Source organism: Microbulbifer epialgicus (assembly GCF_041447265.1).
GTDB classification, from domain to species: domain Bacteria; phylum Pseudomonadota; class Gammaproteobacteria; order Pseudomonadales; family Cellvibrionaceae; genus Microbulbifer; species Microbulbifer epialgicus.
The window spans coordinates 1-25,369 of record NZ_JBGMEK010000063.1 but is presented as its reverse complement, the minus strand read 5'-3'; the positions used below and the strand labels follow the sequence as shown (position 1 = coordinate 25,369).

26 protein-coding genes and 3 tRNA genes are annotated in these 25,369 nt (G+C 53.9%); 19 read left to right on the top strand and 10 right to left on the bottom strand.

All coding sequences use genetic code 11. From position 1 onward, the window contains the following. Positions 1-15: 15 nt before the first annotated feature. The 5 genes from ACCI49_RS18895 to ACCI49_RS18875 all read left to right on the top strand — a co-directional run bounded on the left by ACCI49_RS18895 (position 16) and on the right by ACCI49_RS18875 (position 4,267). Positions 16-165 carry an IS4 family transposase gene (locus ACCI49_RS18895; protein WP_371840724.1) on the top strand — a complete coding sequence of 50 codons (150 nt, stop codon included), beginning with the start codon at positions 16-18 and terminating at the stop codon, positions 163-165. After that, the gene (locus ACCI49_RS18890; protein ID WP_371840723.1) at positions 152-1,102 is read left to right on the top strand and encodes an NAD-dependent epimerase/dehydratase family protein; all 951 of its coding nucleotides are present in this window, start codon (positions 152-154) and stop codon (positions 1,100-1,102) included. Before ACCI49_RS18895 ends, ACCI49_RS18890 begins: the two co-directional genes overlap by 14 nt. Before the next feature lie 30 nt (positions 1,103-1,132). Continuing rightward, positions 1,133-2,437 carry a condensation domain-containing protein gene (locus ACCI49_RS18885; protein WP_371840722.1) on the top strand — a complete coding sequence of 435 codons (1,305 nt, stop codon included), beginning with the start codon at positions 1,133-1,135 and terminating at the stop codon, positions 2,435-2,437. Between the two features lie 70 nt (positions 2,438-2,507). Beyond that, complete coding sequence (locus tag ACCI49_RS18880; RefSeq protein WP_371840720.1) at positions 2,508-3,338, top strand: glycosyltransferase; 831 nt, start codon at positions 2,508-2,510, stop codon at positions 3,336-3,338. Next, positions 3,335-4,267, top strand: a complete 933-nt coding sequence (locus ACCI49_RS18875) for an NAD-dependent epimerase/dehydratase family protein (protein ID WP_371840719.1) — start codon at positions 3,335-3,337, stop codon at positions 4,265-4,267. The genes ACCI49_RS18880 and ACCI49_RS18875 overlap by 4 nt, the downstream gene beginning before the upstream one ends. A 7-nt stretch (positions 4,268-4,274) precedes the next feature. On the opposite strand, the gene ACCI49_RS18870 is transcribed toward ACCI49_RS18875, so the two are convergent. Together ACCI49_RS18870 and ACCI49_RS18865 are read right to left on the bottom strand one after the other, a co-directional pair. Next, a complete protein-coding gene (locus tag ACCI49_RS18870) occupies positions 4,275-5,000 on the bottom strand; it encodes a UDP-2,3-diacylglucosamine diphosphatase (protein ID WP_371840717.1) in 726 nt (241 codons plus the stop codon). Between the two features lie 34 nt (positions 5,001-5,034). Next, positions 5,035-5,544, bottom strand: a complete 510-nt coding sequence (locus ACCI49_RS18865; protein ID WP_371840715.1) for a peptidylprolyl isomerase — start codon at positions 5,542-5,544, stop codon at positions 5,035-5,037. Positions 5,545-5,754: 210 nt separating this feature from the next. Here ACCI49_RS18865 and ACCI49_RS18860 point away from each other — a divergent pair, with 210 nt between their 5' ends. The 11 genes from ACCI49_RS18860 to ACCI49_RS18810 all read left to right on the top strand — a co-directional run bounded on the left by ACCI49_RS18860 (position 5,755) and on the right by ACCI49_RS18810 (position 19,027). Further along, positions 5,755-7,428 (top strand): glutamine--tRNA ligase/YqeY domain fusion protein, encoded by a 1,674-nt coding sequence (locus ACCI49_RS18860; RefSeq protein WP_371840714.1) that lies wholly within the window; start codon positions 5,755-5,757, stop codon positions 7,426-7,428. Positions 7,429-7,515: 87 nt separating this feature from the next. Then, positions 7,516-8,892, top strand: a complete 1,377-nt coding sequence (gene cysS / locus ACCI49_RS18855) for a cysteine--tRNA ligase (RefSeq protein ID WP_371840713.1) — start codon at positions 7,516-7,518, stop codon at positions 8,890-8,892. A gap of 96 nt (positions 8,893-8,988) precedes the next feature. Further along, positions 8,989-9,177 (top strand): DUF3012 domain-containing protein, encoded by a 189-nt coding sequence (locus tag ACCI49_RS18850; RefSeq protein ID WP_371840711.1) that lies wholly within the window; start codon positions 8,989-8,991, stop codon positions 9,175-9,177. 15 nt (positions 9,178-9,192) lie between these two features. Then, on the top strand, positions 9,193-10,620 hold the full coding sequence (locus ACCI49_RS18845; RefSeq protein ID WP_371840710.1) for a Wadjet anti-phage system protein JetA family protein: 1,428 nt from the start codon (positions 9,193-9,195) through the stop codon (positions 10,618-10,620). Then, positions 10,613-11,377: a DUF4194 domain-containing protein gene (locus ACCI49_RS18840; RefSeq protein WP_371840709.1), complete on the top strand. Its 765-nt coding sequence runs from the start codon at positions 10,613-10,615 to the stop codon at positions 11,375-11,377. Before ACCI49_RS18845 ends, ACCI49_RS18840 begins: the two co-directional genes overlap by 8 nt. A gap of 155 nt (positions 11,378-11,532) precedes the next feature. Further along, a complete protein-coding gene (locus ACCI49_RS18835; RefSeq protein ID WP_371840708.1) occupies positions 11,533-15,180 on the top strand; it encodes an ATP-binding protein in 3,648 nt (1,215 codons plus the stop codon). Between the two features lie 42 nt (positions 15,181-15,222). Beyond that, positions 15,223-16,425 carry a Wadjet anti-phage system protein JetD domain-containing protein gene (locus ACCI49_RS18830; protein ID WP_371840706.1) on the top strand — a complete coding sequence of 401 codons (1,203 nt, stop codon included), beginning with the start codon at positions 15,223-15,225 and terminating at the stop codon, positions 16,423-16,425. 168 nt (positions 16,426-16,593) lie between these two features. Further along, positions 16,594-17,046: a hypothetical protein gene (locus ACCI49_RS18825; RefSeq protein ID WP_371840704.1), complete on the top strand. Its 453-nt coding sequence runs from the start codon at positions 16,594-16,596 to the stop codon at positions 17,044-17,046. 140 nt (positions 17,047-17,186) lie between these two features. Continuing rightward, a complete protein-coding gene (msrC, locus tag ACCI49_RS18820; protein WP_371840703.1) occupies positions 17,187-17,660 on the top strand; it encodes a free L-methionine (R)-S-oxide reductase MsrC in 474 nt (157 codons plus the stop codon). Continuing rightward, the gene (locus ACCI49_RS18815) at positions 17,660-18,406 is read left to right on the top strand and encodes a methyltransferase domain-containing protein (RefSeq protein WP_371840702.1); all 747 of its coding nucleotides are present in this window, start codon (positions 17,660-17,662) and stop codon (positions 18,404-18,406) included. Before msrC ends, ACCI49_RS18815 begins: the two co-directional genes overlap by 1 nt. A gap of 165 nt (positions 18,407-18,571) precedes the next feature. Then, positions 18,572-19,027, top strand: a complete 456-nt coding sequence (locus ACCI49_RS18810) for a hypothetical protein (protein ID WP_371840701.1) — start codon at positions 18,572-18,574, stop codon at positions 19,025-19,027. Positions 19,028-19,089: 62 nt separating this feature from the next. Here the strand turns inward: ACCI49_RS18810 and ACCI49_RS18805 are convergent, their stop codons facing one another. Genes ACCI49_RS18805 through folD form a run of 3 tightly spaced genes read right to left on the bottom strand, consistent with a single transcriptional unit; the run spans position 19,090 to position 21,651 of the window. Continuing rightward, positions 19,090-20,103 (bottom strand): class I SAM-dependent methyltransferase, encoded by a 1,014-nt coding sequence (locus tag ACCI49_RS18805; protein ID WP_371840700.1) that lies wholly within the window; start codon positions 20,101-20,103, stop codon positions 19,090-19,092. Positions 20,104-20,108: 5 nt separating this feature from the next. Next, a complete protein-coding gene (rsuA, locus tag ACCI49_RS18800) occupies positions 20,109-20,813 on the bottom strand; it encodes a 16S rRNA pseudouridine(516) synthase RsuA (RefSeq protein ID WP_371840699.1) in 705 nt (234 codons plus the stop codon). Further along, positions 20,806-21,651 (bottom strand): bifunctional methylenetetrahydrofolate dehydrogenase/methenyltetrahydrofolate cyclohydrolase FolD, encoded by an 846-nt coding sequence (gene folD, locus ACCI49_RS18795; RefSeq protein ID WP_371840698.1) that lies wholly within the window; start codon positions 21,649-21,651, stop codon positions 20,806-20,808. The genes rsuA and folD overlap by 8 nt, the downstream gene beginning before the upstream one ends. 343 nt (positions 21,652-21,994) lie before the next feature. On the opposite strand from folD, the gene ACCI49_RS18790 reads away from it, so the two are divergent. The 3 genes from ACCI49_RS18790 (at position 21,995) to ACCI49_RS18780 (ending at position 22,357) form a co-directional block, all read left to right on the top strand. Further along, positions 21,995-22,071: transfer RNA gene (locus ACCI49_RS18790), tRNA-Pro, on the top strand. 18 nt (positions 22,072-22,089) lie between these two features. Continuing rightward, positions 22,090-22,166, top strand: a tRNA-Arg gene (locus ACCI49_RS18785). 115 nt (positions 22,167-22,281) lie between these two features. Further along, a tRNA-His gene (locus tag ACCI49_RS18780) sits at positions 22,282-22,357 on the top strand. Between the two features lie 151 nt (positions 22,358-22,508). Here the strand turns inward: ACCI49_RS18780 and ACCI49_RS18775 are convergent. From ACCI49_RS18775 to ACCI49_RS18755, 5 genes are all read right to left on the bottom strand, one after another. Beyond that, the gene (locus ACCI49_RS18775; RefSeq protein WP_371840697.1) at positions 22,509-23,555 is read right to left on the bottom strand and encodes a tyrosine-type recombinase/integrase; all 1,047 of its coding nucleotides are present in this window, start codon (positions 23,553-23,555) and stop codon (positions 22,509-22,511) included. After that, a complete protein-coding gene (locus ACCI49_RS18770) occupies positions 23,555-23,794 on the bottom strand; it encodes a DUF4224 domain-containing protein (RefSeq protein WP_371840696.1) in 240 nt (79 codons plus the stop codon). The genes ACCI49_RS18775 and ACCI49_RS18770 overlap by 1 nt, the downstream gene beginning before the upstream one ends. A 47-nt stretch (positions 23,795-23,841) precedes the next feature. Then, on the bottom strand, positions 23,842-24,159 hold the full coding sequence (locus ACCI49_RS18765) for a hypothetical protein (protein ID WP_371840695.1): 318 nt from the start codon (positions 24,157-24,159) through the stop codon (positions 23,842-23,844). Further along, on the bottom strand, positions 24,156-24,860 hold the full coding sequence (locus ACCI49_RS18760) for a phage antirepressor KilAC domain-containing protein (RefSeq protein WP_371840694.1): 705 nt from the start codon (positions 24,858-24,860) through the stop codon (positions 24,156-24,158). The genes ACCI49_RS18765 and ACCI49_RS18760 overlap by 4 nt, the downstream gene beginning before the upstream one ends. Then, positions 24,860-25,369, bottom strand: a 510-nt coding sequence (locus ACCI49_RS18755; RefSeq protein ID WP_371840692.1) for a hypothetical protein, incomplete at its 5' end; no start/stop codon positions are given. The genes ACCI49_RS18760 and ACCI49_RS18755, both read right to left, overlap by 1 nt.

Genomic DNA, 25,369 nt, shown 5'->3' with positions numbered 1-25,369 from the left:
AATGAACTTCCAAGTATGAGAGATATAACTCGTATGCTGGCAGGCCTTGGCGGCTTTTTGGGGTGTAGCGGTGATGGTGGGCCGGGAGTTAAAACTGATTGGCAGGGATACACAAAACTGCTTCATTACATGGAGGCGGCGGAAGCTTTAAATGGATTTAAATGATGTGTATAAAACACAGCACAAGCGTTATACCGTCTCCAACAATATCAATGCCACGAATAATTTACTGGCCGCTGTGGTGGATGCCGGGGTTGATACCCACATTGTGCATTTAGGCACCATGGGTGTTTACGGTTATGGCTCTGGGGGTGTGAAGATTCCCGAAGGTTACCTGAATGTTGAAGTCCCACTGGAAGATGGCCAGCGTGTTTCCCAGCAGATTCTGTATCCAACCAATCCCGGTAGTATCTATCACCTGACAAAGTCACAGGATCAGCTGCTGTTTGCCTACTACAACAAGAATGATGGTGTACGTATTACCGATCTGCACCAGGGGATCGTTTGGGGCACGCAAACGGTGGAAACTTCCATTGATGAAAGACTGATCAATCGCTTTGACTATGACGGTGACTACGGCACAGTGTTGAATCGCTTCTTGATGCAGGCCGCCACCGGACACGATTTGACGGTGCATGGTACAGGCGGGCAAACCCGCGCTTTTATTCATATATCTGACACCGTGCAGTGCATCAAGCTTGCGATTGAATCCGCTCCGGTGCCTGGAGAGCGAGTGCGCATCATGAACCAGATGAGCGAAACCCATCGAGTGCGAGATCTCGCCACCATGATCTCCTATGCTACTGGGGTCGGCATATCTTTTGTCGACAATCCCCGTAATGAAGCCTCGGAAAATACTCTTTCTGTGGAGAATGCCAGCCTGTGTAAATTGGGGTTGAAGCCCACTTTCCTGGCCCAAGGGCTCATGGAAGAAATCTCGGAAGTTGCCGGCAGGTACGCCCACCGCTGTAACCCAAAATTTATTCCCTGGCGCTCCTATTGGCGTGCACGTCCTGTTTCAGAGCAGCCTATGCTGCTGAATGAGGCTGAGTTGGGGGAAGTAATGGGAGATCCCACCGAATTGATTCGGCCGGCCAATTAGTCGCAGATAGTTTTTTTTGGGGAGATCGCCATGGCCGGCTGGAACTCTTCATCTAATGTGCCTTTGTCGATTACTGAGCGGCGCATTTATGATTTGAACCATCGCAAGGCGCTGGCTGACCTGATCTCGCGCGCTTTGAATGTGAAAGGGCGTGTTAATGTCGGCCTTTTTGAGAAGGTCGTATTTGGCGTGGCCAATACCTATCCGATTCTCCGCTGCCGATATAGCGGTGAGCCAGTTTTCAGGAGTTTCGATGATATTGAACTCGACTATATAGATATCCGCCACATGAGCAAGGAGCATATCACTAGCTTTTTGCGCCAGTTCTGTAGTTCACCGATGGATCTGGATGCGGATCAGTTGCTAGGCCTGTGTCTGTTCCGTACCGATGAGGATGAATATATTTTTCTCGCCAAGTGTCACCACATTATTATCGATGGCACCAGCTTGTCGCAGCTTTGGGCTGAAGCTCTGTATGGCTATTTGAGCCTGGACGCGGGCAAAAGCTATAGACCGAAAATGGAGACGACGGACTTTGCCGATTACGTAAACTTTGAGAATGCCTACTTGGAGTCAGGGCGGGGACAAAAGGCGCAGTATTACTGGGAGAATAAACTGGCACTGCAACAGGAAACAGTGGAGCGAGCTTCCAATCAGGAAATTGCCTCGATTATTTGCTGTGAAATCAATCATAACATTGACGGAGAGGAGTTTCGGCAGATACGGGTACATGCAGACTCTGAGGATATCAGTCTATTTACCTACCTATGTGCGGCCTACCAGCAAACACTGTGTGAATTCATTCATGATGATTTCTGGATGAACACCAATCTGTCTCTGCGCTTGGAACGGGAGCATAGGGATGTGGTGGGCCCAATGTTCCGCTATGCGAATTTGAGGGTCTGCCGGAATGAATCCTGGCAGGAAAAATTGAGGCGTCTGTCGTCGGAAATCAAGCGTGCGGTGCGCACTGTTTACGCGGCAGATGCTATTGGTCCCCATGGAAGTATCGGTCATAACCTCAACGCATCCCACTGCTACCTGATCACTTTTCTCCAGGCGGAAGAGCACCAAGAGGGGTTTGCGGGTGTTTATACCGGTGAAATTTCCGATTGGATTTCGTTAGCGGATGACCTGAAAATCCGTACCATCCCCCTGCCGACACGCCTCACACCTTATGGCATCTATCTGTCTTTGGCGGTTTATGGCGGCCAGTTGCGAGCCAGCTTTATCTATAATGTCAATTGCTTTAACCATGAGCAGATGGAAGGCTTTGTGGATCGATGGCACGCCCGCTTGGTTTGCGGACCAAAGAACAGCATGCCCCCGCTGTAACAGGTCTTCCTGCTGAACTGGTAATAATTTTTATGTTGCCGTAACCCTTACGTAACCCTTACGTAACACCATGTCCCGATGTGCTTTCGTTACCCTCGTAAACAGCTCCGGCTATGTTATCGGGGCTACAGCGTTGAAGTATTCCCTCGACCGAGTAGGGAGTAAATACCCCCTGGTCTGCATGGTGGTTGAGGGAAGCTGTGATACTGCACCGCTCGAGCGAGCCGGCTGCTTGATTGAGGACGTGCATCCGCCACAGTTCTCAGACGAGTTTGCCAGCCGGCACGGTCGCGAGGCGTTGCATCGACAGGCACCGTTTGATCGGGGGGGGAAGCCTACTTTTCATGACCCCCTGAATAATTTCTGCAAATTGTCACTGTGGTTACTTACCGGTTACGATAAGGTCGTTTTCCTAGATGCTGATATTTTGGTGCTACGCAATATCGATCACCTTATGGGGTACCCGGAATTCTGTGCGGCGCCAAACCTGTATGAAGGTTTGGACGGTTTTCATCGAATGAATTCTGGGGCCTTTACTGCTGTACCGAGTGAAACCACTCATCGGAAAATGCTAGCGATACTGGATCGCCCCGGAGCTTTTTGGCGGCGTACCGACCAGACTTTTCTTCAGTCATTTTTCCCAAAGTGGCACGGCTTGCCATATATTTACAACGCCCTTCAGTATCTATTTCTGAATTTTCCCCAACTGTGGGGGTGGAGTAGTATTCACACTATCCATTACCAATATGAAAAGCCTTGGCAGCAGCCGCATCCCAAAGCGGAGCGTCTCAAACCGTTGATCGATTTGTGGTGGGCAGTTTATAGGGGGCGGGATATCACTGCACAATTAGACGACCTGGTGCGTGCACAACAGGTGCAGTCCGGGGCGGGTACATTGTGAACATTGGGATTACCGGTGCCAGCGGCTATGTGGGGCAGTTTATTGTCCGGTATTTCTTGCAGAGGGGCTGCCAAGTGCGGGCCCTGTTGCGCTCCGCAAAGAAAGCGGAAATATTCTATGGCCCAAGCGAAAATAAAAATCTCAAATGGATCAAAGGTGATCTGGCTGATGACCGGGCGCTTTCAAATTTTGTTGATGGCCTCAACATCGTAATTCACGGAGCTTATGACCATCTGCCAGGGCGCTATCGGGGCGGGGAAGGGAGTAATCTCGCCGGCTTTCTCGAAGCCAATCTAAATCGCACCCTGGTACTGATGCAAAAAGCTCATGCTGCTAGAGTGGAGAAGTTCTTGTTTATTTCCAGTCGGGCAGTGTATGCCACCGGGCAATTGCGCGGGATTTTGCGAGAGGGCCAGGTTGCCCGCCCTGATACTTTTTATGGAGCCTACAAATCTGCAGTGGAAGCAATGGTGTCCGCTTGGGCACAACAGCGCCGGTGGCATGCGGTGTCCCTGCGCCTCACCGGCGTTTATGGCGTGGTAAATCCACTGGCGCGCAGCAAGTGGTATGACATCGCCCGTTCTGTTGTCAGGGGGGAATCCTACCTGGAAGGGAGAACTGCCAGCGAAGTACATGGTGAAGATGTTGCCAGGGCAGTGGCGCTTTTACTGGGGGAGGAGGATGCTCGTGGCCTAGCAGTAAATTGTAGCGATCGCTTAGTAAGCAACCGTCAGGTAGCGAAGATTATCCAATTGATATCCGGGGAGCGTGGCCCGCTTCCCCCGGAAGCTCAAGGTGTACCGCCCGCGGTGATGGACTGCGCCTATTTGCGCCGCAAGGGGTTTTGCTTCGGAGGAGAGGAGCGGTTGCGAGAGAGTCTGCGGAAACTGGTCGAGGCGGTGCAGGAAGAGCAGCGCCTCAGTCGGTAACGGCGGATCAGTCGATTGGCCAGTGGATTAATTCCAGCGAGTCTTTACCCGCTTTTAGGCACCAGCCATTTTTATCCCAGTCGCCCAATACAATGCGCTCCGCCGGCGCACCGCTAATGCTCAGGCTGTGACGCCCAGGTCGATGGGTGTGGCCGTGGATTAGTATATCCACGCTAAATTCGCGCATGATTCTTTCCACCTCCTCGGGAGTAACATCCATGATGTCTTCCGCTTTGCGGCTGTTCATGGCTTTGGAGGCTGCACGAATTTGTGCGGCAATGGCGCGACGTTCTTCAAGTGATTTGGCCAGCAGAGCCTGCTGCCAGTTACTGTCGCGGGCCTGGCGGCGAAATGCCATATATTCTTTGTCTAAAGTGCACAGGCTGTCGCCGTGCATTAGTAAAACTCGGTGACCGGCCAGGGAAAGGGAGGTTGGATCTTGCAGTAGTACCGCGCCCACGCGCTGGGCGAAGTCGGCGCCGAGCAGGAAATCGCGGTTGCCGTGCATCAGGTACAGCTCAACACCAGTACCACTGTAGTGACTGAGTTCCCGTATAACTTCATCGATTAGGGGAGCATCGTCGTCATCGCCGATCCACGCCTCAAAAAAATCGCCGAGAATATACAGTGCTTCAGCGCCTGCCGCTGGGCCACGCAGGAAGTCAAAGAAGGCCCGGGTGATATCCGGGCGCGCCTCATCGAGATGCAGATCAGAAATGAAATAAGTAGACAATGTCCCCGCCTTAGGATCTAAGATTTCCGTGGAATTACTTTGCCGCGTAGTCGTCAGAGATGCTGACACCGGTGATTTCGATAGTTTCCAGGGGAACGTCCTGGTGGAAGCCTTTGCTACCGGTTTTTACACTCTTGATCTTGTTTACAACGTCCATGCCATCGGTCACCTTGCCGAATACGCAGTAGCCCCAGCCCTGGGAATCCTTGCTGCGGAAGTTCAGGAAATCGTTGTCTTTTACATTGATAAAGAACTGGGAGCTGGCGGAGTGCGGGTCCATAGTGCGGGCCATGGCCAGGGTGCCGGTGTCGTTCTTGAGGCCGTTGTCAGCTTCATTTTCAATCGACTCGCGAGTGGCTTTTTGCTCCATGTCCGGGGTCATACCGCCGCCCTGAATCATGAAGTTATTGATCACCCGATGGAAGATGGTTCCAGTGTAAAAATCATCACGGCAGTACTGCAGGAAGTTAGCTGCAGTTTTGGGAGCCTTGTCGAAATCCAATTCGATAGCAATATCTCCGTGGGTGGTGTGCAGGGTGATCATAAAGTGTCCTATGAGGGTTGATTTGGGGCGGCATAATACCTTGTAGACTGTGGCTGTAAAACGCCAAGTGGAGCAATCCGTGCTGATTGGCTAAAAAGTAAACGCTGCCATAGAAAATCATTCACATGCAAAGTTTCAAATCCGATATTCTGTCGCTCAACTAGGCTATAATTCGCCGTTTACATTCGCACAGCTGTAGCAGAGATTCCTATGACATCCGAGAGCAAGCCCGCTCACTTTTTACAGAACCTTATCCGTGAAGACCTGGCTGAGGGTCGGGTAGCTCAAGTGGCAACCCGCTTTCCGCCGGAGCCGAATGGCTATCTGCATGTTGGTCATGCCAAGTCCATCTGTCTGAATTTTGGTCTGGCCCAGGAGTTTGGCGGTACTTGTAATTTACGTTTTGACGACACCAATCCCGCGAAGGAAGAGGAAGAGTATGTCGACGCAATTAAGCGTGACGTTTCCTGGTTAGGTTTTGAGTGGAACGACGAAGTCAAGTACTCCTCGGATAATTTTGATCAATTGTATGAGTGGGCACTGCACTTGATTAAAGAGGGAAAAGCCTACGTTTGCGACCTGTCTGCGGAAGAGGCTCGCCACTATCGCGGCACACTAAAAGAGCCGGGCAAGAACAGCCCCTACCGGGATCGCTCCGTTGAGGAAAACCTGGCGTTATTTGAAAAGATGCGCAATGGTGAAATGGAAGAGGGTCAGTGCAGCCTGCGCGCCAAGATCGATATGGCCGCGCCCAATATTAATCTGCGCGACCCGATCATCTACCGCATTAAAAAGATGGCCCACCACCAGACTGGTGACAAGTGGTGTATCTACCCCAGCTACGATTTCGCCCACGGCCAGTGCGATGCGATTGAGGGTATCAGCCACTCCATCTGTACCCTGGAGTTTGAGGATCACAAGCCGCTGTACGACTGGCTGATCGATAACCTGCCGGTGCCCTCGCGCCCGCGCCAGTATGAATTTGCACGCCTGCACCTCAACTACACGGTGGTGTCCAAGCGCAAACTCAAGCAGTTGGTAGACGAAGGCCATGTGGACGGCTGGGATGATCCCCGCATGCCGACCCTGTCCGGTATGCGCCGTCGCGGCTTCACCCCGGCTTCTATTCGCAACTTCTGCGAGATGATCGGTGTAACCCGCTCCGACTCAGTCGTAGATGTGGGTATGCTGGAATACAGTATTCGCGACGATCTGGATAAAAATGCACCGCGCGCCATGTGTGTGATGGAGCCTCTGAAGATCACCCTGAAAAATTACCCGGAAGGCCAGGAAGAAATGCTGTCAGCACCGGGCCACCCGGTACGCGACGATCTGCCGGCCCGTGAACTTCCTTTTGGCCGCACTCTCTATATTGAGAAAGAGGACTTCCGCGAAGAGGCCAACAAGAAGTACAAGCGTCTGGTGCTGGGCAAAAAAGTTCGCCTGCGCAACGCCTATGTGATCTTTGCTGAAGAAGTAGTGAAGAACGATGCCGGTGAAATTGTTGAGGTGATCTGCTCGGTTGATCTGGACACCCTGGGCAAAGACCCGGCCGACGGCGTTAAACCGAAAGGCGTTATTCACTGGGTATCTGCGGACAACAATGTCGATTGCGAAGTGCGTCTGTACGATCGCTTGTTCAATGATGCGGCGCCGGATGCTGGCGGTAAGAACTTCCTCGACTGCGTAAACCCGGACAACCTGCAAATCCTAAAAGGCTGTAAGGCGGAAATCGGCCTGGCCAAAGCGGAGCCGGAGCAGGGCTACCAGTTCGAGCGCAACGGCTACTTCTGTCGCGACAGCAAGTACGGCAGCGCAGAAGCGCCGGTGTTTAACCGCACCATTGGTCTGCGCGACAGCTGGGCCAAAGAGCAAAACAAATAGCAAAGCGGAGAGCTGCCCGAGCGGCAGTTTTCGCGGCTGGGTTAATGATTGGCCCAGCCACACAGCAAAAAGAATTCGAGAGAAAAGATGTCTCTACAGGTCTACAACACGTTTTCCGGGAAGAAAGAACCCTTCGTACCACTGGTGGAAGATCAGGTGCGCATGTATGTGTGTGGCCCCACCGTGTACAACCGCGTGCATATTGGCAATGCCCGCCCTGTGGTGGTGTTTGACACCCTGTACCGGGTACTGAAAAGAAATTTCAGCGATGTGATTTACGCGCGCAATATCACCGATATTGACGACAAAATCATGAAGACCGCGCGGGATAACGGAGAGGAAATCGGCGTGCTGTCGGCGCGCTATGCCCAGGCTTACTACGAGGATATGGCCGCGCTCAATAACCTGGAGCCGGATATTGTCCCCTACGCCACTCAGCACTTGCCGGAAATGATCGCGATGATCGAAAGCCTGCTGGAGAAAGGCCACGCCTACGCCGCCGAAGGCCATGTGCTGTTCGCCGTGGAATCCATGCAGGAGTACGGACAGCTGTCCAAGCGCTCCCTCGACGATATGCTCGCCGGTGCGCGGGTGGAAGTAGCGCCTTACAAAAAGTACGCCGGCGACTTCGTATTGTGGAAGCCGTCCGCCGATGACGAGCCCGGCTGGGACAGCCCCTGGGGCCGTGGGCGCCCGGGTTGGCACTTGGAGTGCTCGGCGATGATCAAGAAGCACCTGGGTGACACTATCGATATTCACGGCGGCGGTCGCGACCTGACTTTCCCCCATCACGAGAATGAGCGCGCCCAGAGCTGCTGCGCCAATGGTGTGGATTTTGTGCGCTACTGGATGCACAACGGCTACGTCAATATCGATGGCGAAAAGATGTCCAAGTCCCTGGGTAACTTCCGCATGGTCAAAGATCTGCTGAGTCAATACCCAGGTGAGGTACTGCGCTTCGCTCTGCTATCGGCCCACTACCGTTCCGAGCTGAATTTCAGCGGTGAACTGCTGGACCAGGCATGGCGGACTCTGGATACACTTTATGGCGCCCTGCGTGAAACAGAATCGGTTGTGGCCAAAGTGGCGGATCTGACCGATAGTGCCTTTATCAAGGCTCTGGAAGATGACCTGAATACGCCCATCGCTATCAGTGAACTGCACCAGATTGCCCGCGACCTGAACAAAGCTGATGAGGCTGATAAGGCGCTCCTAAAAGGATTATTGCTGGCGGCTGGCGATATGCTGGGTATCCTGCAGCAGGACCCGGAAGCCTGGTTCAAACAGGCCCGTGGTGGCGGTGAAGGTATTTCTGCCGAAGAAGTAGAAGCACTGATCGAAGAGCGTGCACAGAGCAAGAAGAACCGTGACTTTGCCCGTGCCGATGAGATTCGCGAAGAGTTAAAATCCAAAGGTGTGGTACTCGAGGATAGCCGCGAAGGCACCAAGTGGCGCCGCGAGTAAATTTCTCCTGATCTCACCTTTAGTGCTTGTCCTTTACTGATAGATTACTTGTTGGTGAAGGGTATAAAACATGTATTTGATTTGTAGAAACTTGTCATGAAAAAAGTAATTGTCCTGCTGAGTGCCGTTGCTGCCACTTTTGTTCTCACTGCCTGCGAACCCAAACGCGGCTCCGATGCCTGGTGTGAAAAAATGGATAAAATGCCCAAGGGCCAATGGACCCTGGATGATGGGCGTGACTACACCAAGTACTGTGTCTTCAACCAAAAGCCGGAAGAGGAATAAGCGGGCCTATAGTCGTTGTTCTTCGTCGATTCCTACCAGCACTTCTTCCGCCCGCTGACCGGTAAATACCGAGAACAGGTGGTTGAGTGCTTGCGTCTTTTGTATGAGCGTCTGTACACCGCCAAGGCTGACTACGGTGAGTCTTTACTGCGCGAACAGATTCTGGAAATTTTTGCCGAGTCTCTGACCCGCGCGCCCCAACTCGATAGCGAGGACGGGGTGCAAGACCCCGAGGGCCGCTTCCGCAACCTGCGCGATCAGGCCGTCTGGGTACTGAACAGCCTGGTGGAATTCGGTTGGCTGGAGAAGCAGGTAGACAGCGCCACGCTCACCGCGACCTATCCGTTTAGTCGCCGGGGCCGCCTTTTTACTCAACCACTAGTTGAAGTGAACGGCACTCGCGTGCGCACCCGCCACCGCAATACCCGCAACACCTTAAATGCCCTGGAAGCCTTTGCCAGCCGAGGTGAAATCCACGACTTGATCGATGCCTGGGAATACTCCGAGCGTATCGTGGCGGATTTCACCGATATGATCGCCGAGCTGGAAGAGCGCAAGCGGGAAATGGTGCGGGAAGTGGAAGCCCAGTTGCTGGTGCAGCAGGCCACCGATGAGTTTTTCTCCTTTATGGAAAGTCGCTTCCAGCCGGACCTGGCTATCCGTCTGTCTGCGGACAGCGTGGAAAAACATCGCGATTCCATCAACCGGGTGATTGACTGCATTCGCCGCAAGGAGGATGTGCAGAAAGCGGAGTGGGAGAAGCGCCTGCGCCAGCTGCTGCCGGAGTTGGTGCAACCGGGCCAATCCCTGTTGTGGCTGATGCTCGATACCATCGAGGACCGCATGCGCCGCGCCTGCGAGGTGAAGTTGCCCGCTTTACGCCGCGCACTACAGGGCTTTACCAAGCGTGCGGATATTATTATCCGCCAGCTCAGCTACCTGCACAGCCAGGCCGAAGGTGAATTTGCGGACCTGTGCCAGCGTCTCGGTGAAAGCCAGCAAAAAACACATATCCTCGAGCAGCTGGGCGAACAGCTGGGCGGCTTCCAGCTGCGCCTGTTTGACCCCAAACAAACCCAGCTGTGGCAGCGCAATCGCCGCCAGCCGGTGAATACCCGGGTCGAAGATGAAACCCCCATCGGTGAAGAGAACCGCCGCGAGATCGAGCTGCAACAACTGCTCGACCAGGCGTTTAATTTCAACAACAGTAACCTGCGCGATTATCTGAGTGATGCCCTCGGCACCGGCCGCCAGATCAACAGCCGCAACCTGCCATTGCGCGATGCGCGTGATCTGCTCGCTATGTGCCATGTGATCGAAGCGGCGGCGGTGAACCAGAGCGGCGCCGCCGACTTGCAGGTGAAATTTACCGGTGAAATCGCCAGCAATGATTATTTCACCAAATTTGACGAATATATCCTGGAGTTGAAAAACAGTGATTGAACAGGCTTTGGAAGAGGCCCTGGCGCAGTGTCGCCTGAACCGCAGCGAGTTTTCCGAGCTGCTGGTGCGCCTGTTGGATTACGGCGTTATCTGCCGGGATGAAAGCGTTATCGAAACCACTCTTTACGATCGCTTCCAGCGCTGCGAGCAGCTGGTGCGCGAGTGGTTGGCCCCGCTGGGATTGCGTTTGCAGCACGACAGTCGTTTCCAGTTTATCCGCGTGTATCCACCCGGCGCCGAAGTACCGGGTCTGCCGGATCAGGAAGAGCCGCACCACGGTGGCTTCCGCGCCCGCCTCAGTCAGCAGGAAGTGGCTGCGATTCTCGCTCTGCGGGTGGAATACGATAAAGCGCTGCGGGAAGGGCAGGTGGATGAGAGTGGTTGTGCCGCGCTGTCGATGGAAGCCCTGGAACTCGGTATGCGCAACCTGCTGAAAATGTCCCTGCCGGATAAACACGCCGAGCGCAAAAACCTGCTGAAGAAATTGCGCCAGCTGCGTTTGGTGCAGTTCAGCAGCGAAGAAGTGGAGACCAGTGCGGAAGTGTGGCTGCGCGTGCGCCCGACCATCGCCCACTTTGTCAGCGAGTCGGTATTGCACCAGCTGATCGACAGCGAGGCCCCGCCCGCAGCGGAGAACGAAGCCGCTCAAGCTCATGAGGTTGGCGAGGTTGATCAGACGGAAGAAGAGCAAACGCTCGAACGCATCACTCCAGAAGTCGAAGATAACAGCCTGTTTGAGAGTGAAGCCGCTTCCTAGTTGAAAATAGAGGCCGCAGTAACGGCTATAAAAAATCGAAAACATTCGACCGCCCGGGTTTGCGTAAATCGCGCCCGGGAGCCTCGAAGAAGGGTGTCGGCTTCCCGCCTGCAAAAAGACCCTGCTTTTGAAAAGACCGTTTTTTTGAAAAGACTATGTTCCTAAAAAAACTGATCCTGATTAACTGGGGCAATATCCCGCAGTTGGAATATGATTTCGGCCCGATCAACCTGTTTTCCGGTGGCAACGGTTCCGGTAAAACTACAGCGGCCGATGCTATCCAGACATTGATGACCGCCGCCCACGACACCCTGTTTACCTTTAACCCGGGGCAGGATGAAACCACCCAGCGCGGGCGCGGTGGAAAGCAGGTGCGGACGCTAGCCTCCTATGTGCTGGGTTGTGACGACGGCAGTTATGCCCGTGTAGAGCCCACCGACTGTTACATCGCCGGTATTTTCCATCCCACCAGCGGTGAAGACGATGCTGAGCCTTTTACCGCAGTGATGGGGATTCGCGCGCACCTGGATAACAGCAGCAAACCCGCCCAGGCTCGCCAAAGTGATTTGCGCTTTTTCGTATTCCCCGGCGAGCAGTTGGTGATGGGGGATTTTGTCCGGGATTACACCGATGGCAAACACCTGCTGCCGCTGGATAAATTCAACCAGGTCCTGAGCAAGCAGTTCGAAAAAGTAGAGCAGTACGACAAGAAAAAGGCCTACCTGCGCCGCCTTTACGGTGCCCTGCGCGGACGCCGCGATGCGGTCTCCGATCGCGAGGCCATGCACGCCGCGCGCACCTTTGCCAATTTTATGGCCTACAAGCCAGTAAAAAGCATCAACGATTTTGTCGCCCAGGAAGTATTGGAAAAACGCGATCTGGGTGATGCCATCCGCTCCGTCTCCGAGCTGATGAAAACCATTCACAGCATGGAGCAGGAAGCCCGCCAGATTGTGGAGCGGGTCAGTTCCCTGGAGGCCATCGCCCAGTCGGTAGAGCTCTACCGGGAGCAGTGGTTGCAGTTGCGGGTGCAGGAATATTTGTGCGCACGCCATCGCCAGCAGCGGGTGCAAAAGAGTTATCTGAGTGGCAAGAACGACCAGAAAAAACTGCGCAGCGATCTGGACAACAATGAGCGTGAAGTGCGCGTCGCCTCCGAGCGCGTCGAGCAGCTCAATGGTCAGCTGGTAGAGCTTCAAGCCCAGCGCCTGGGTATCGATGCGCTGCGCAATAAGGACGAACTGGAACAGCGTATTAACAATGCCCTGAGCCTTCTGTCCCAGCAGCACACCCCCATGTCTGCCGAAGAGGCCCGCTGGCGCGAGAACCGCGAGGCCGCTGAGGAATTATTAAACCTGCTCAACTCCACCTCCGCCGAGCTGGAAATTCCCGCCTTCTCCGATAAAGCACTGGTGCAGGCGATCAAGCAGGTGGCCCGTGAGGAAGACCTGCCGGATCTGCACAAGTTGTTGGGTAAGGACTGGATTGACCTGGCTGCATTGGAGCCACTACGCGAGCGCGCTGCCAGCAGTGAGGCCCTACAGAACCGCCTCTTCGACCTGCTGGATAGCAGTAGTAAAGCTGGCGCCGGTGATGAGGTTTCCCCCAAAGAGCAGATTGCCCAGCAGGCCTCCCGCTGGGAGCAAAAAGTACAGCAGCTGCAAAAGCAGCTGCGCACCCAGGAAAGTCGCATTCAGCATCTCCAGGCCAACCGCGTGCGCTACCCCCAATCGGTAGAAGTGGCCCTGGCCGCAATTCGCGAGCAGTGCCCGGAGGCGGAGCCCCGCGTCCTGTGTGATTATGTGGAAGTGCTGGATGAGCGCTGGCAGATGGCGATTGAAGGTTATCTGGGCGGCGCGCGTTTCTCGATTATTGTGGAGCCGGAACACGAGGCCCGCGCGATTCGTATCGTGCGCGGCCTGCCCGGGCGCAACAACCGCGCTCGTGTGATCCAGGGGGATAAAGCCCGCCGCGATGCGGAGCGCCTGGATACGCCGTCGGGCTCCATTATCGAACTGATGGAGTTCACCCATAAAACTGCCGAGCACTATTTGCGCGCCTCCTACGGTGCTGTGATACAGGTGGAGGATGAACACGAGCTGCGCGGCACCCGCCGGGGCCTGACTGCCGACGGTATGGCCAGTGGCAACTACAGCATGTGGCGCTGCGATATGGACGATGCCGAGTTGGTATTCGGCCAGGGCGCCCGCGCCCGCGCACTGGCGGCGCAGCAGCGCGCTATGGAGCAGTTGCTGGAAGAGGCGGCCCACGTTAACGAGCGCCACCAGCTCTACCGCCGTGTCACCAATGCGGTGCGAGGATTGGCGAATATCAAGCTGTTGTCCATAGTGGATTCCGCCCTGGCGGCCCAGCGGGAATGGCGCAGCGCTGAGCGGGCCCTGGAAAACCTGGACCTGAAGGACTTCGAGCAGTTTGAGCAGCAGGTCGATGAACTCAAGGCCCAGCTTAAAGACCAGCAGAAGCAGTTGTCTGACCTCCAGCGCAAGCATGGCTCTCTGGAGACCAAACTAAGGAGCAATGAAAAGCTCTTATACGCCCTGTCTGGTGAGCTGGAGTCCCTGGACGATGCCGCCAGTGACAGTGAGGAAATGGTAAGGCGTATTACCGCCATCGATCCCACTTTCGATGCCGAGCAGGTGCTGGTTACTGCCGACGAGCAGGTAGAGCGCGCAGCAGACAACTTTGACTTCTCGGCGGATATCGAAAGTTCGCAAGGACAGCTGGAAAAATACAGTCGCCAGTTGGATCGCTCGGTGATGGAGTACAACGCCACCTGTGCCAGCGTCGATACCCTGGTGTTTGAGCCAGACTTGAGTGGCGGCCACAAAGATGGCCTGTTCAAGTTGATCAGCGGTCTCGGCGATCAGGTAGAGACTCTGCGCAACCGCCTGAAGAACAACCTGTTGGTAGAGCGCCACGATCAACTGCTGGGATTGAAAAAATCCTTTAACACCACTTTTGTAACCCACTTGTGCCACGCTATTTACCAGTCCATTAACGATGGTAAGCGCGTGTTGGATGATCTGAACAAAGAGCTGGAGCACCACCGTTTTGGCGCGGATCGCGAGCGCTTCCGTTTCGACTACCAGTGGGTGGCGGAATTCAAGGAATACTGGAGCTTCTTTAAGGCGGTAATCGAACTGCCGAACTTGGGCGAAGAGCAGAGCCTGTTCGACACGGACTTGGCGCCCAAGCACCGCAAGGTACGGGACCGCCTGTTGAGTATGCTGCTGAGTGAGGATGAGCAGGTGGCGCGGCGCGAGCTGGATCGCATCAGTGATTATCGCAACTACCGCAGCTATGAGATCTACAAGGAGCCGGAAGGCAAGGAGCCGATTGCGCTCAGCCAGTACGGCACCGGGTCCGGCGGCCAGTTGGAAACACCGGCTTATATTATCCGCTCCGCAGCGGTCACTTCAGCCTTCCGCTTTGGTGAAAGCGGCAGCCATTTGCAAATGGTGCTGGTGGATGAGGCCTTCTCCAAAATGGATGAGTCCCGCTCCAAGGAAGTGATCCGTTACCTGACTGAAACCCTTGGGCTACAGCTGCTGTTCATTATGCCCAGCAGTAAATCCGGGCCTTTTATGGACCTGATCTCGAATCAGTTTGTATTCAGCAAGTGCCCCAGTGCCAAGCCTATCGGCCAGCTGAATACCCGGGTGTATGTGGATCGCAAGGTGTGCAACCAGGAGCGCATCGCCGAACTCTGGGCCAACCACCGCCGCACGATTCGCCAACAGGCATCGCTGGATTTTATGGACCTGGTAGAAGTAGAGGGATAGGTATTTTCGGGGGAAACCCCTCCATTGGCAGGGAGGCAACCGATGGAAAAGGCATTGCCCTATTGGGTAGAGGAAAACCCGCTGTTAATCGGCATCCTGAATTTTATTCTGGATCGGCGGGACAGCCAGCTGGAACGCGGCAAGGAAGCCCGCATTAGTTTCAGGCTGGATTTGCGCGCTGGCAGCAAGCGCTGGTTGGAAGTGTTGGAGCCCCTCAGGGACCCTGATCAAGATGAACAGGAGCTGTGGAATGAATTGCAGCACTTTGCGCGGGAATATCAGTGTTTTACGGTGAAACCGAATCCGAAAAGGCGGCCGGGTATTGCCGAGTGGCAGGGGGCCCAATTGATTTTTCGGGATGCCAGCGAGGAACAGCTGCGCCTGTGGCTCAATCGCCCATCCCCCACCGTTCGCCAATCCGCCTGGACCAGCCTGCTGGAACCCTATGTCGATCGCTTTGAGAATCCCTCTGCTTTTCCCCTCGAAGGCTTGGAGCTCCAACCGGGGTTTGAGTCAGTCGAAGAAATTATTGCTTGCTGGGTTTCCGTCGGCAGAGAGCTGATCTTTGCCGATAAAATTTCCTGGCGACAATTAGCCGCGCGCTGCTTTAAAGGGGATTCCAAATACCTGGAATTACCCAGCCGTCAATCCCTGGTGCGCAACCTCTATCCTGACCTGAGCCGTAAAATCCAGGAGCGCCAGCTTTTACTCCACGCCTACCTGCCCAGGCAATTTGAGCAGGTCATTTTTATCGAAAACCAGGACACTTTTATTAGCTTGGCGGAGCTGCAACCCAGTCGTGCAGCACTGGTTTATAGCGAGGGCTACCAGGGCGGCGCAGAACGGATTCGCAATCGGGAGAGGGTGCGCTTCAGCACTATTAATGTGGTTGGTGAAAATACCCGGCAGCAATTCCTAACCTGGTGGCACGATGGGGAGTCCCGAACTGTTCCAACATTTTTCTGGGGGGACCTGGACTATGAAGGATTGCGGATTGCCGCAGCGCTGAGAAAGAGCTTTCCCGGCTTGCAGTGCTGGCGCCCGGGCTACGATCTGTTACTGCATTTTCTGCGCACGGGAAAAGCCCATGCTCCGGAGCAGGCGGAAAAGGTGGGGCAAAAGCTGGTGCAAACTATTGGTTGCCAATACGCAGATGACACGCTGTTGCCAGCAATTTCAGACACCAATCGCTATGTGGATCAGGAGGCGGTTGAGATTGGCGAGCTGGCTGGGACGCTCGTTTAAAGCTGTCACTAACCGATAAATTTCAATTGGTGGTTTTTGGGGAATGGTGACTGCAAAGGCTTTGGTTAGCCGTTGAACTTGTTTTTTATGCGCAATTTCTCGGAAGATGCAGGAAATTTACTGTACAAAGCCCTTTAAAAGAAAGAAGGGAAGTTTCCGGAGATTTCTATGCGTCAGTTTTCTATCCTGGTCATCTTTGTTGTGGCCTTTGGCGGCGCCGCTATTTTATACGAGAAGGAAAGCCGTAAAGTAAAAGGCGTGCTGACCCAGATTACCGAGCTGCAGGCGCAGATGGGTGACTTACAAGCGGAGGTCAATCGGCTTAACAGCGAGCTGGAGGCAGCGAAGCTTGCCGAGCGTCGCCGCCCCAATCTCAGCTCTATGGCCAGCCGTATCCGTCGGGAGGTACCCAAGCCTGTACCACCAAAACCGGTTGTTGAGAAAAGATATGGAAAAGCCACCAATGGTCTGATTGCTTCCGATGTCACAACTGCACCACCAGCCATCAAATCTAATAACGGCAATGTCGAGCAGGACAGTGAGTGGTCCCGCCCCACCATGGATGCAGACCGATACCAGGAGGAATCTGATAGGGAGGAAGTACTGGACCCCTACCAGTAATTTGTTATTAGCTATTGATTCCAGCCCCAAAGCCCGCAAAATACCTGCCTCTTGGCGCGCATTGCGCTGGGTATTTCACGGGTTCGCTGTATGTAGCAGACTTTATTTGCAGCCACAGATTGAGAGGGGCTATCCGGCCAATGTTGTTAGATAAATTTTATGCGTCTCTGAGTGGGCAGCTGGAGGGCCTGCTGTCAGCTGAAAGGGACTGGTTGGCCAATACCGCCAATGCCAGCGCACTGCTTTTTATGGAGCTGGAAGACATTAACTGGGCGGGCTTCTACTTTCTGCACGGCGAAGAGTTACGCCTGGGGCCCTTCCAGGGCAAGCCGGCGTGTACTCGTATTCCTGTTGGTGCCGGTGTCTGTGGTACTGCGGTTTCCACTGGCGAATCCCAATTAGTTGAGGATGTGCATCAGTTTCCAGGGCATATCGCTTGTGATGCGGTTTCTGCTTCTGAAGTGGTCATTCCGCTTTACGACAACAACGGACGCTGTCTCGGTGTGTTGGATATTGATAGCCCTACGGTTGCACGCTTTACTCAAGAGGATCTGACTGGTTTGCAGTCCTTCGCCCAGGTGCTGCTGAAATCTTCCGATTTACCTGAAAGCTAATGGCGTTGCTGTGGCAGAAGCAGGTTGGCGATACCTGCTATCAGGTGCGTAACCACGGCGCCAGTGTGCGTCTTTACAGTAATGGCGTTTTTCACTCCCAGTGGAATTCCCGAGATCCCCTTAAAGGTTCTCTTTGGGAGTTGCTTCTGCTGCCGGCATTTTTTCTCCCTGAGCAACGCCTGAATTCCGTGCTGCTCCTCGGTGTAGGAGGCGGTGCTCTAATCCGTCTGCTCCAAGCCTTTACCTCGGCAAAGCGCATTGTTGGTGTGGATCTGGACCCGGTGCATTTGGAGGTTGCCCGCCGTTTCTTCGATGTTTGTGACGTTGAGTTGGTGTGTGCCGATGCCAGAGAGTATGTGGCTGATTATCTGAGCGATTCATCGGGTGAGAGATTCGATTTGGTGATTGATGACCTGTTTGGCCACTGCCAGGGAGTGGCGCAGCGCGCCATACCCGCGAACAAAGAGTGGTGCTCAACCTTGTTGCGCCTTCTGCACAAGGATGGGGTCCTGGTGAGTAATTTTGGTGACAGGGATGAACTGCAGAGCAGTGCCTGGCGCCAGCAGTCAATGCGCCAATGCTTGAAGGGCGCTTGGATGGCGCATATGCCGCAGTATGAAAATCATATTTTGGCTGTTAGCCGCAAGGCTTTACCCCTGTCAGAACTGAATAGCCGTGCTCCGGAAAAAATCAATCCTGCCAACCCCACTCGCCGCCTCGAATTTAAGATGAGCCGCCTACGCTGACATTTATGACCTCCTTCTCTCTCATTTCTGACTCAAGTTTGGCGTAAACGAGAATACCTACCAGTCAGCGAAAACGCTGTCGCCTCAATGATGTTATTGATTGGCGCCCTTTGTCACCAGCTGCCTATACTGGAATTAGCGACTTACTTTTTCTGGGACCGGTCGATGCGGTACAAAACGGTTGAGGAAGTGATTCAGGAAGGAAGGGACTTCCATGCCAAGCTGGCGATGCAGTACGAGGAGTACGAACAGCTCGCCACCAACAAGCGGGTGGAGCTATTGCTAGACCAGCTCAGGCGGCGAGAGGATTCCATGAAACACTCGCTGGAGAATTTCCACGCAGACTTGCCACCGGGAGCCTTGCACACCTGGGTGCAGTTTGCTCCTGAGGGGCGAGAGAAAGAGTTCCTGCAACGCTTACGTAGCATTGATATCAACAACCTCGATGATATCGCCAAGCTCGCGATGGACATAGAGATTTACCTGGCGGATCAATATCGGGATCTGGCTCAGGGGGCTGAAACGCCCTCCGCCCGCGAAGCTTTTGAGCGCTTGCGGCAACTGGAAGAGCTGGAAGAGCACACGCTTTCGATGAACCTCTTCAATTTGCGCGACTATTAAGCCCGCCCTGGCGGCTCCCTCGCCTTTATTTCTACTTATTCAGTGCCCCTTAAGTCTGCGACTTAAGGGTGCAACCGATATACGCAGAAGCCCTTTTCCCTGGTAACCAGCTGTACTTCGGAGTAGTAGTGCGGCCCTTTCTTTGCCAGCGGAATAAATTCATTTACCACAAAGAGCGCCGTACCAGTCATTTTTAGCAGCCTTGCGCTGTGCTGTAAGAAACGGTCCGTTAGATCCCCCTCTACTTGAAAGCCTTGGTGGAATGGAGGGTTGCACAACACCAGGTCAGCTATCCCGCTTTCCAATTCCGAACCGGCATCCGATGGTAGTACTACGCCCTCCATGCCCAGGGAGTGGAAGTTCCTCTCACAGGCGTGCAGGGCAGCGGCATTGTTGTCTGTGGCGGTAAAGTGAAATTTACCTAATGGTGCTAACTGTGCGCTGAGGTAGCCATAGCCGCAGCCCAGGTCTACGATATGGGCGCCTTCTTTGGGTAGCTCAGTGGTGAGTTGCTGGGCCAGCAGGGCGCTGCCTTTATCGACCTTGTTCCAGCCGAACAGACCAGGCTTGCTGTAGAGGCCATTGAGTTCTGGCAGGCTACGCAGTTGTGGGTAATCCAACTCGCCAATCAATTCCCCGGCACTTGGGTGGTCCACGCGGTTGGTGCTGGAGTACTCGTTGCCATGCTTTTGCAGTTGCTTTGCGGTGCCGAGGCGCTCAGCTGCCTTCGCGGCGTAGCTTTTGATGCCGCTTTGTTTTTCTCCTAACAACACCAGCTCGCCGCCTTCACCAAGAAAGTGTGGGGCCTGGTTGATAATGTGGTGAACGATCGCTTTTTCCTTGGAGACCGAATAGACAATACGGCGGTAATTGCGGTCCAGCTCCTCGAAGTGGAAATCGCTAAAGAAACTGCGTCCAACTTTTCCCTCGGCCCGTTCAGCGATATCCCAGCGGTTGCTTAGCAGGTCGCCATCAAATTGAAACCCCTGCTGTAGAAGGAGTTTACTGTTTTCATCGGCAATCCACAGGGTTTCACTAGGCGCCTGGAGGAGTTCTTGGAGGAGAAGAGCAGACATACTGTTTACTGTACCGAAGCAATTTCTTCAGGGGTAAGGAGGCGGTATTCGCCTTCCTGGAGTTCTTCATCCAGGCATATATCGCCGATTCTCTCCCGGTGTAGCTCTAATACCCGGTTACCCAAGGCGGCGAACATGCGTTTTACCTGATGGTAGCGGCCCTCGCCAATGGTGAGGCGCACCTCGTTGGCATAGAGAATCTCAAGCTTGGCCGGTTTGGTTCTCTTTTTTTCGTTGTTGAGCCAGATGCCCTTGGCAAACTTTGCCACCGCACCCTCCTCAATCCTCTCCGCCAGCATAGCGTAGTAAGTCTTGTCGCAATGATGGTTTGGTGAGGTCACCTTATGGGACCACTGGCCATCATCGGTAAGCAGAACCAGGCCGGTGGTATCAATATCCAGGCGCCCGGCAATATGCAGCTTAGCCTTGTTGGGCTCATCAATTAGGTCCAGCACCGTAGGGTGCTCGCCATCTTTGGTGGCACTGACATAGCCCAGGGGTTTGTTCAACATAATGTAGCGGGGCCCCGGCTCGTGCAGGGGCTCATCATCCAGGCACAACTCATCACTGACTTGTATTTTGGTGGCCGAATTGGTGACCACCTCACCATTGACGGTAATGCGCCCCGCCCAGGCGGCGCGCTTTACATCAGTGCGGGAGAGGTCTGTGACCTGGCTGACCGCTTTATCCAGACGAATCAGGTTAGCCAATTTTACGCTCACCGGAATCGACAGATTGATAGATCAGGGTATTGATGGTCATGGGACCAACACCACCAGGTACCGGGGTGTAAGCGGCAGCGCGCTCGGTCAGCGGGCCCAGCTCGATATCGCCGACACCGCCGGGGTGGTAACCGGCATCCACAACCACAGCGCCATCCTTAATCCACTCGGCCTTGATAAACTCAGGCTTGCCCACGGCACCCACTACGATATCGGCGCGGCGTATATGCTCTGCCAGGTCTTGGGTGCGGGAGTGACAGATGGTCACGGTGGCATTGGCATTCAACAACATGGCTGCCATCGGCTTACCCAAAATGGGGCTGCGGCCCACAACCACGGCATGCTTGCCTTCCAAGTCAATATTATAGGCTTCCAACAGACGCATAATTCCTTTAGGAGTCGCGCAGCCATAGGCCTCTTCACCCATTGCCATACGGCCAAAGCCCAGGCAGGTTACACCGTCTACATCTTTCTCCAGGCTGATCGCATCGAAACAGGCGCGCTCATCGATCTGTGCCGGTACCGGGTGCTGCAACAAAATGCCGTGGACGTTGGGGTTGGTGTTCAGTTCTTCGATCTTGGCGAGTAGCTGCTCAGTGGTGGTGGAGGAGGGCAGTTCCACCTGGAGGGAATCCATGCCAACTCGGCGGCAGGCATTGCCCTTCATCTTTACGTAAGTGGCGGAGGCGGGGTCATCACCTACCAGGATGGTCGCCAGGATTGGCGTTTGGCCGCCACTCTTTTCCTTCAGTGTGGCTACCCGAGCCGAAAGTTCCTCTTCAGTTTTCTGTGCCAGGGCCTTGCCGTCCAGAACCAGTGCAGACATAGATGCTATCTCTAACAATAAAAAATCGAGTGCTAAATAGACCGGGGTCTGCTCCAGCACCTACTGTATATAGAAGAAGGGCGGAAGCCGGCGATTTTTAAAAACGCTTACTTTTTATCCGGTCGGATTCGCGAAGTGCGCCATTTTCGCACAGGTTGGAAATAATTTCGCCACTTCAGGCCCCTGATAGGCAAAAGGATAAACTTCTTAAAAAATAATAGCTTAGAAGCGTTGACACAGGCCTGGGGGATCAGTACTATGCGCGCACTTCGCAAATGCAGCGATCTAAACAACCACCCCAAGGGCGGTAAGCAAGATCAATGAAGTGCGAATGATTGGAAAACGGGGCATAGCGCAGTCTGGTAGCGCGCCTGCTTTGGGAGCAGGATGTCGGGGGTTCGAATCCCTCTGCCCCGACCAATTTTCCGGGTTCACCTTGCGCCCGTAGCTCAGCTGGATAGAGCATCCGCCTTCTAAGCGGATGGTCGCAGGTTCGAGTCCTGCCGGGCGCGCCATCTTCATAAGATGGTGCTGGTTTGGCAAAAAGGACTTAGTCTGAAGCCAGATTGGCTGCAAGAGATATCCGGTATTCAGTACTGCCACAAGGTGCTGAAGTATATCACTACTATGGTGGCCGTAGCTCAGTTGGTAGAGCACAGGATTGTGGCTCCTGAGGTCGCGGGTTCGATCCCCGTCGGCCACCCCAGATTCTTCCTTGTTTTTCAAGGGCTTAAAACCTCGCCAAGTGCGGGGTTTTTTCGTTTTAGGCCCCAAATGTACATATACAGTGTACGAATTTTACCACATTGAGGTTTTTTCTAAGCTTGTAGCTGTACATTTTTCCAGTACATAGAACCCTATTCATCATTCTTCTTTTCGTCGCTTTCTCCGCCTCTATTCAATGGGACAACCCTATCTGGCGTGCGATTGTAACGCTCAGCCATGGAGGTTGTTTTGTGGCCGGTGAAGTGTTTTACATCGCCTTCGAAATCACTTGCCGCTTTTATCTTCAGGTCGTGGAAACGAAAGCGCTCTTTAATGATGCCTGCAGCTAGGGCCGCGCGTTGCTCACGCTGCCAAACTGCATTGAATCCTGTGCGGGTGTACCCCTGGCCGGTGCGGCCTCTAATTATGTAGGCGGTCTGGATTTTGGCGTTGGTGTTCCCTGCGAGTGCGGTGTCCACTGCTCGCCGTAGAGTTGTGGTCCAGAGTTTGATTTGTTGCTTGCCTGTCTTGGCTTGAGTTATCAATAAGCCATCTTTCTGAATATGGTGTCGGGTTAGGGCTAGAACGTCCTGTTGCCGTGCGGCGCATAAGTAGGCTATTTCCATGGCGCATTGGTGCATCAGGTGGCCTCTCTCTCCCAGCCAATTCCAAAATGCTTTGTATTCCTCATCTTGCACATAGCGACCGCCGGGCGATTCAGGAAATGGGCGCACGGCTTTGGTGGGGTCTTCGATAGATACAAAACCGCGAGCCTTTCCCCATTTCATAAGAATTCCAAGAAGGGTCCGCTCTCTGTTCGCTGTTGCTGGGTGGTTGGCGCCCCGAGAGTCCATGAACATTTGCACTAAAGGAGATGTAATGGCGTCCGGCTGCATTTCACCAAATACGGCGATTATTTTTTTTGCGTATCGTAGGTAGTCTTTCTGCGTGCTGGGTTTTAAGTACTTGGTGTATTGAGGTGATGCGAAGTAAAGTTCTACTAGGTCGGCTACGGTGAACTCTTTTTCTGTTTGTCCCGCTTGCCAGCGCTCGTAAGCAGTCCAGACTTCTGACTTGCTGGCATCCGGTCCCGCAAGGTGTTTGGTAGGAACGCCAGTTTTGCGCACCCGATAGCCTCCATTGTAGCGAGCCACATGCGGAGGCATCCAGGCATTTTCCGGTCTGCGACGTCTACCCATTAGTTAATCGCATCCAAATTAAATCCTGTTGGCAGATTAGCACCGGCCGAGGTCCGCTTTGAGGTGTTGCGGGTCAGGGTGGCCTGATTAACCATTTCCCAGGTTAGGGCCGGTGAGCCGTCCTTGCGGCGCACATAGGGAATGCGATTAGCATCTAAAACTTCCATTTGGGCTCTTGCACTACTTGCTGGGGCTCCAGTTAAGCGCCCTATCTCTTGCTTGGTTAATAGTTTGCTCATAATCCTTTCCTGTCAGCTAAGGCGCGACCTAAGCCGCGCCGCACAACTTAATCCCAGTTGATTCTTTCTTTTTTGCTTAAGCCTCCACTGGCATTACCATCGAAGGCACCAAGAACGCCATGCAGCTCATTCATTCTTGATTTCGCCGCTCGTAAAGCCTCAAAGGCGCCCTCTATTTCCTCCTCAAGATGCTCCGATTCTTCTTGAGCACGCTCCAGAGCAATCTCTATCTGCATTATGTCGTCAGTGGTTAAAATCGCAGTGGCACAGCCCGGGTAGATACTTCGAACAGCGGGATTACCTCCAACTCTTGTGTTCTCTTTGGGTTCACATCCTCTGAGCGGGTATGTTTTTGCTGTGGTCATGCTGCGGACTCCTGAAGTTTGCTTGCGAAATATTGAAGACCTTTAGGGGTTATCCAGGTCTGAGGTCTGGGCTTGTCGTTGATAATCTCAGTTTTGGTTTCGAACAGGCCCTGCTGGATGTACCGGGCCTTTGCGACGAGGGCGCCACCCTGATAAAAGAGATAGGTTTGCTTGAGCCATTGAATAAATTTATTTGGTGGCTGGTGTAGAGCTCGGCCGGCATTTTGGAGACCAAAAAGGCCGTCTCTGTTGACAAATTCATCGTAGAATTCAACCTTGGGCCGCTGCTCTACAATCTCACCCTCTAGTCGCACCCGCTCTTGCTCGGAATCCATAGCCATCTTGAGGATATCCATACGGCTTAGATTCTCTGGCTTGCGCCGGTTTAATTCATCACGCATATCAAAGAAGGCTTTGACTAGGCGCTTCTTGAACTCTTTCACCACACCGATATTGCGCATAAAGGTGATTAGCGTAGTGGCCTGGTGTTCGTTAAGGATTGCAATCTCTGCTTTCTGACCCCCTTTTCCATCTGATCGAATCACTCGCGTTTCAAACGTGAGTGGGCCAAACGCTTCAAAATCCTCGCGGTGCTGGCGAATCAGCTCGATAATATTCTTGTGCGGCCGCTGCACCCCCTCGGCAATAGCCAGGGAAGTGGTGGTGGCTCGGTTGTCTACGATTTGAATAAGGTTACTCATTACTTGCTCTCCATGTTTTCAAGGTCTTCACGTTCACAATCGATGATGTTTGCCGATTCATCAGCGAGCTGAACACCTATGGCTGCTAACTCACGGGCGGTTGGGTCGTTTTCCGGCATACAGGTAATGCTGTGGAATAGGGTGCGGAGCTTTCTCAGCGAGTCCAGGCTGAGACTTGCGATATCAAGAGATTGAGCGATGGAATTGTTGGCCTGACTGATAGGCGCAACTAGGGCGTGGTTCGGCATGGGAGCCTCCTTGTACTGTGGCATGACCGCCACCAAAGAGGTCTCAATCTCGATTGGGTGGCGGGGTAGACGGGTTGAGACTACCGCTACAAGGAAACGGCGGGCACAAGTGCCCCCCGAATACCCCACCATAAAAGGGATATTTCGCGCACAAAAAAAGACGCATACAGCTATAGGCGTCTTCCCGGCGCCTTGTAGATTCGGGGTCTCAATCCCGACTCCTGATTTTGCAGGAGCGGGGAAAGCATGGCACCAGCTGTT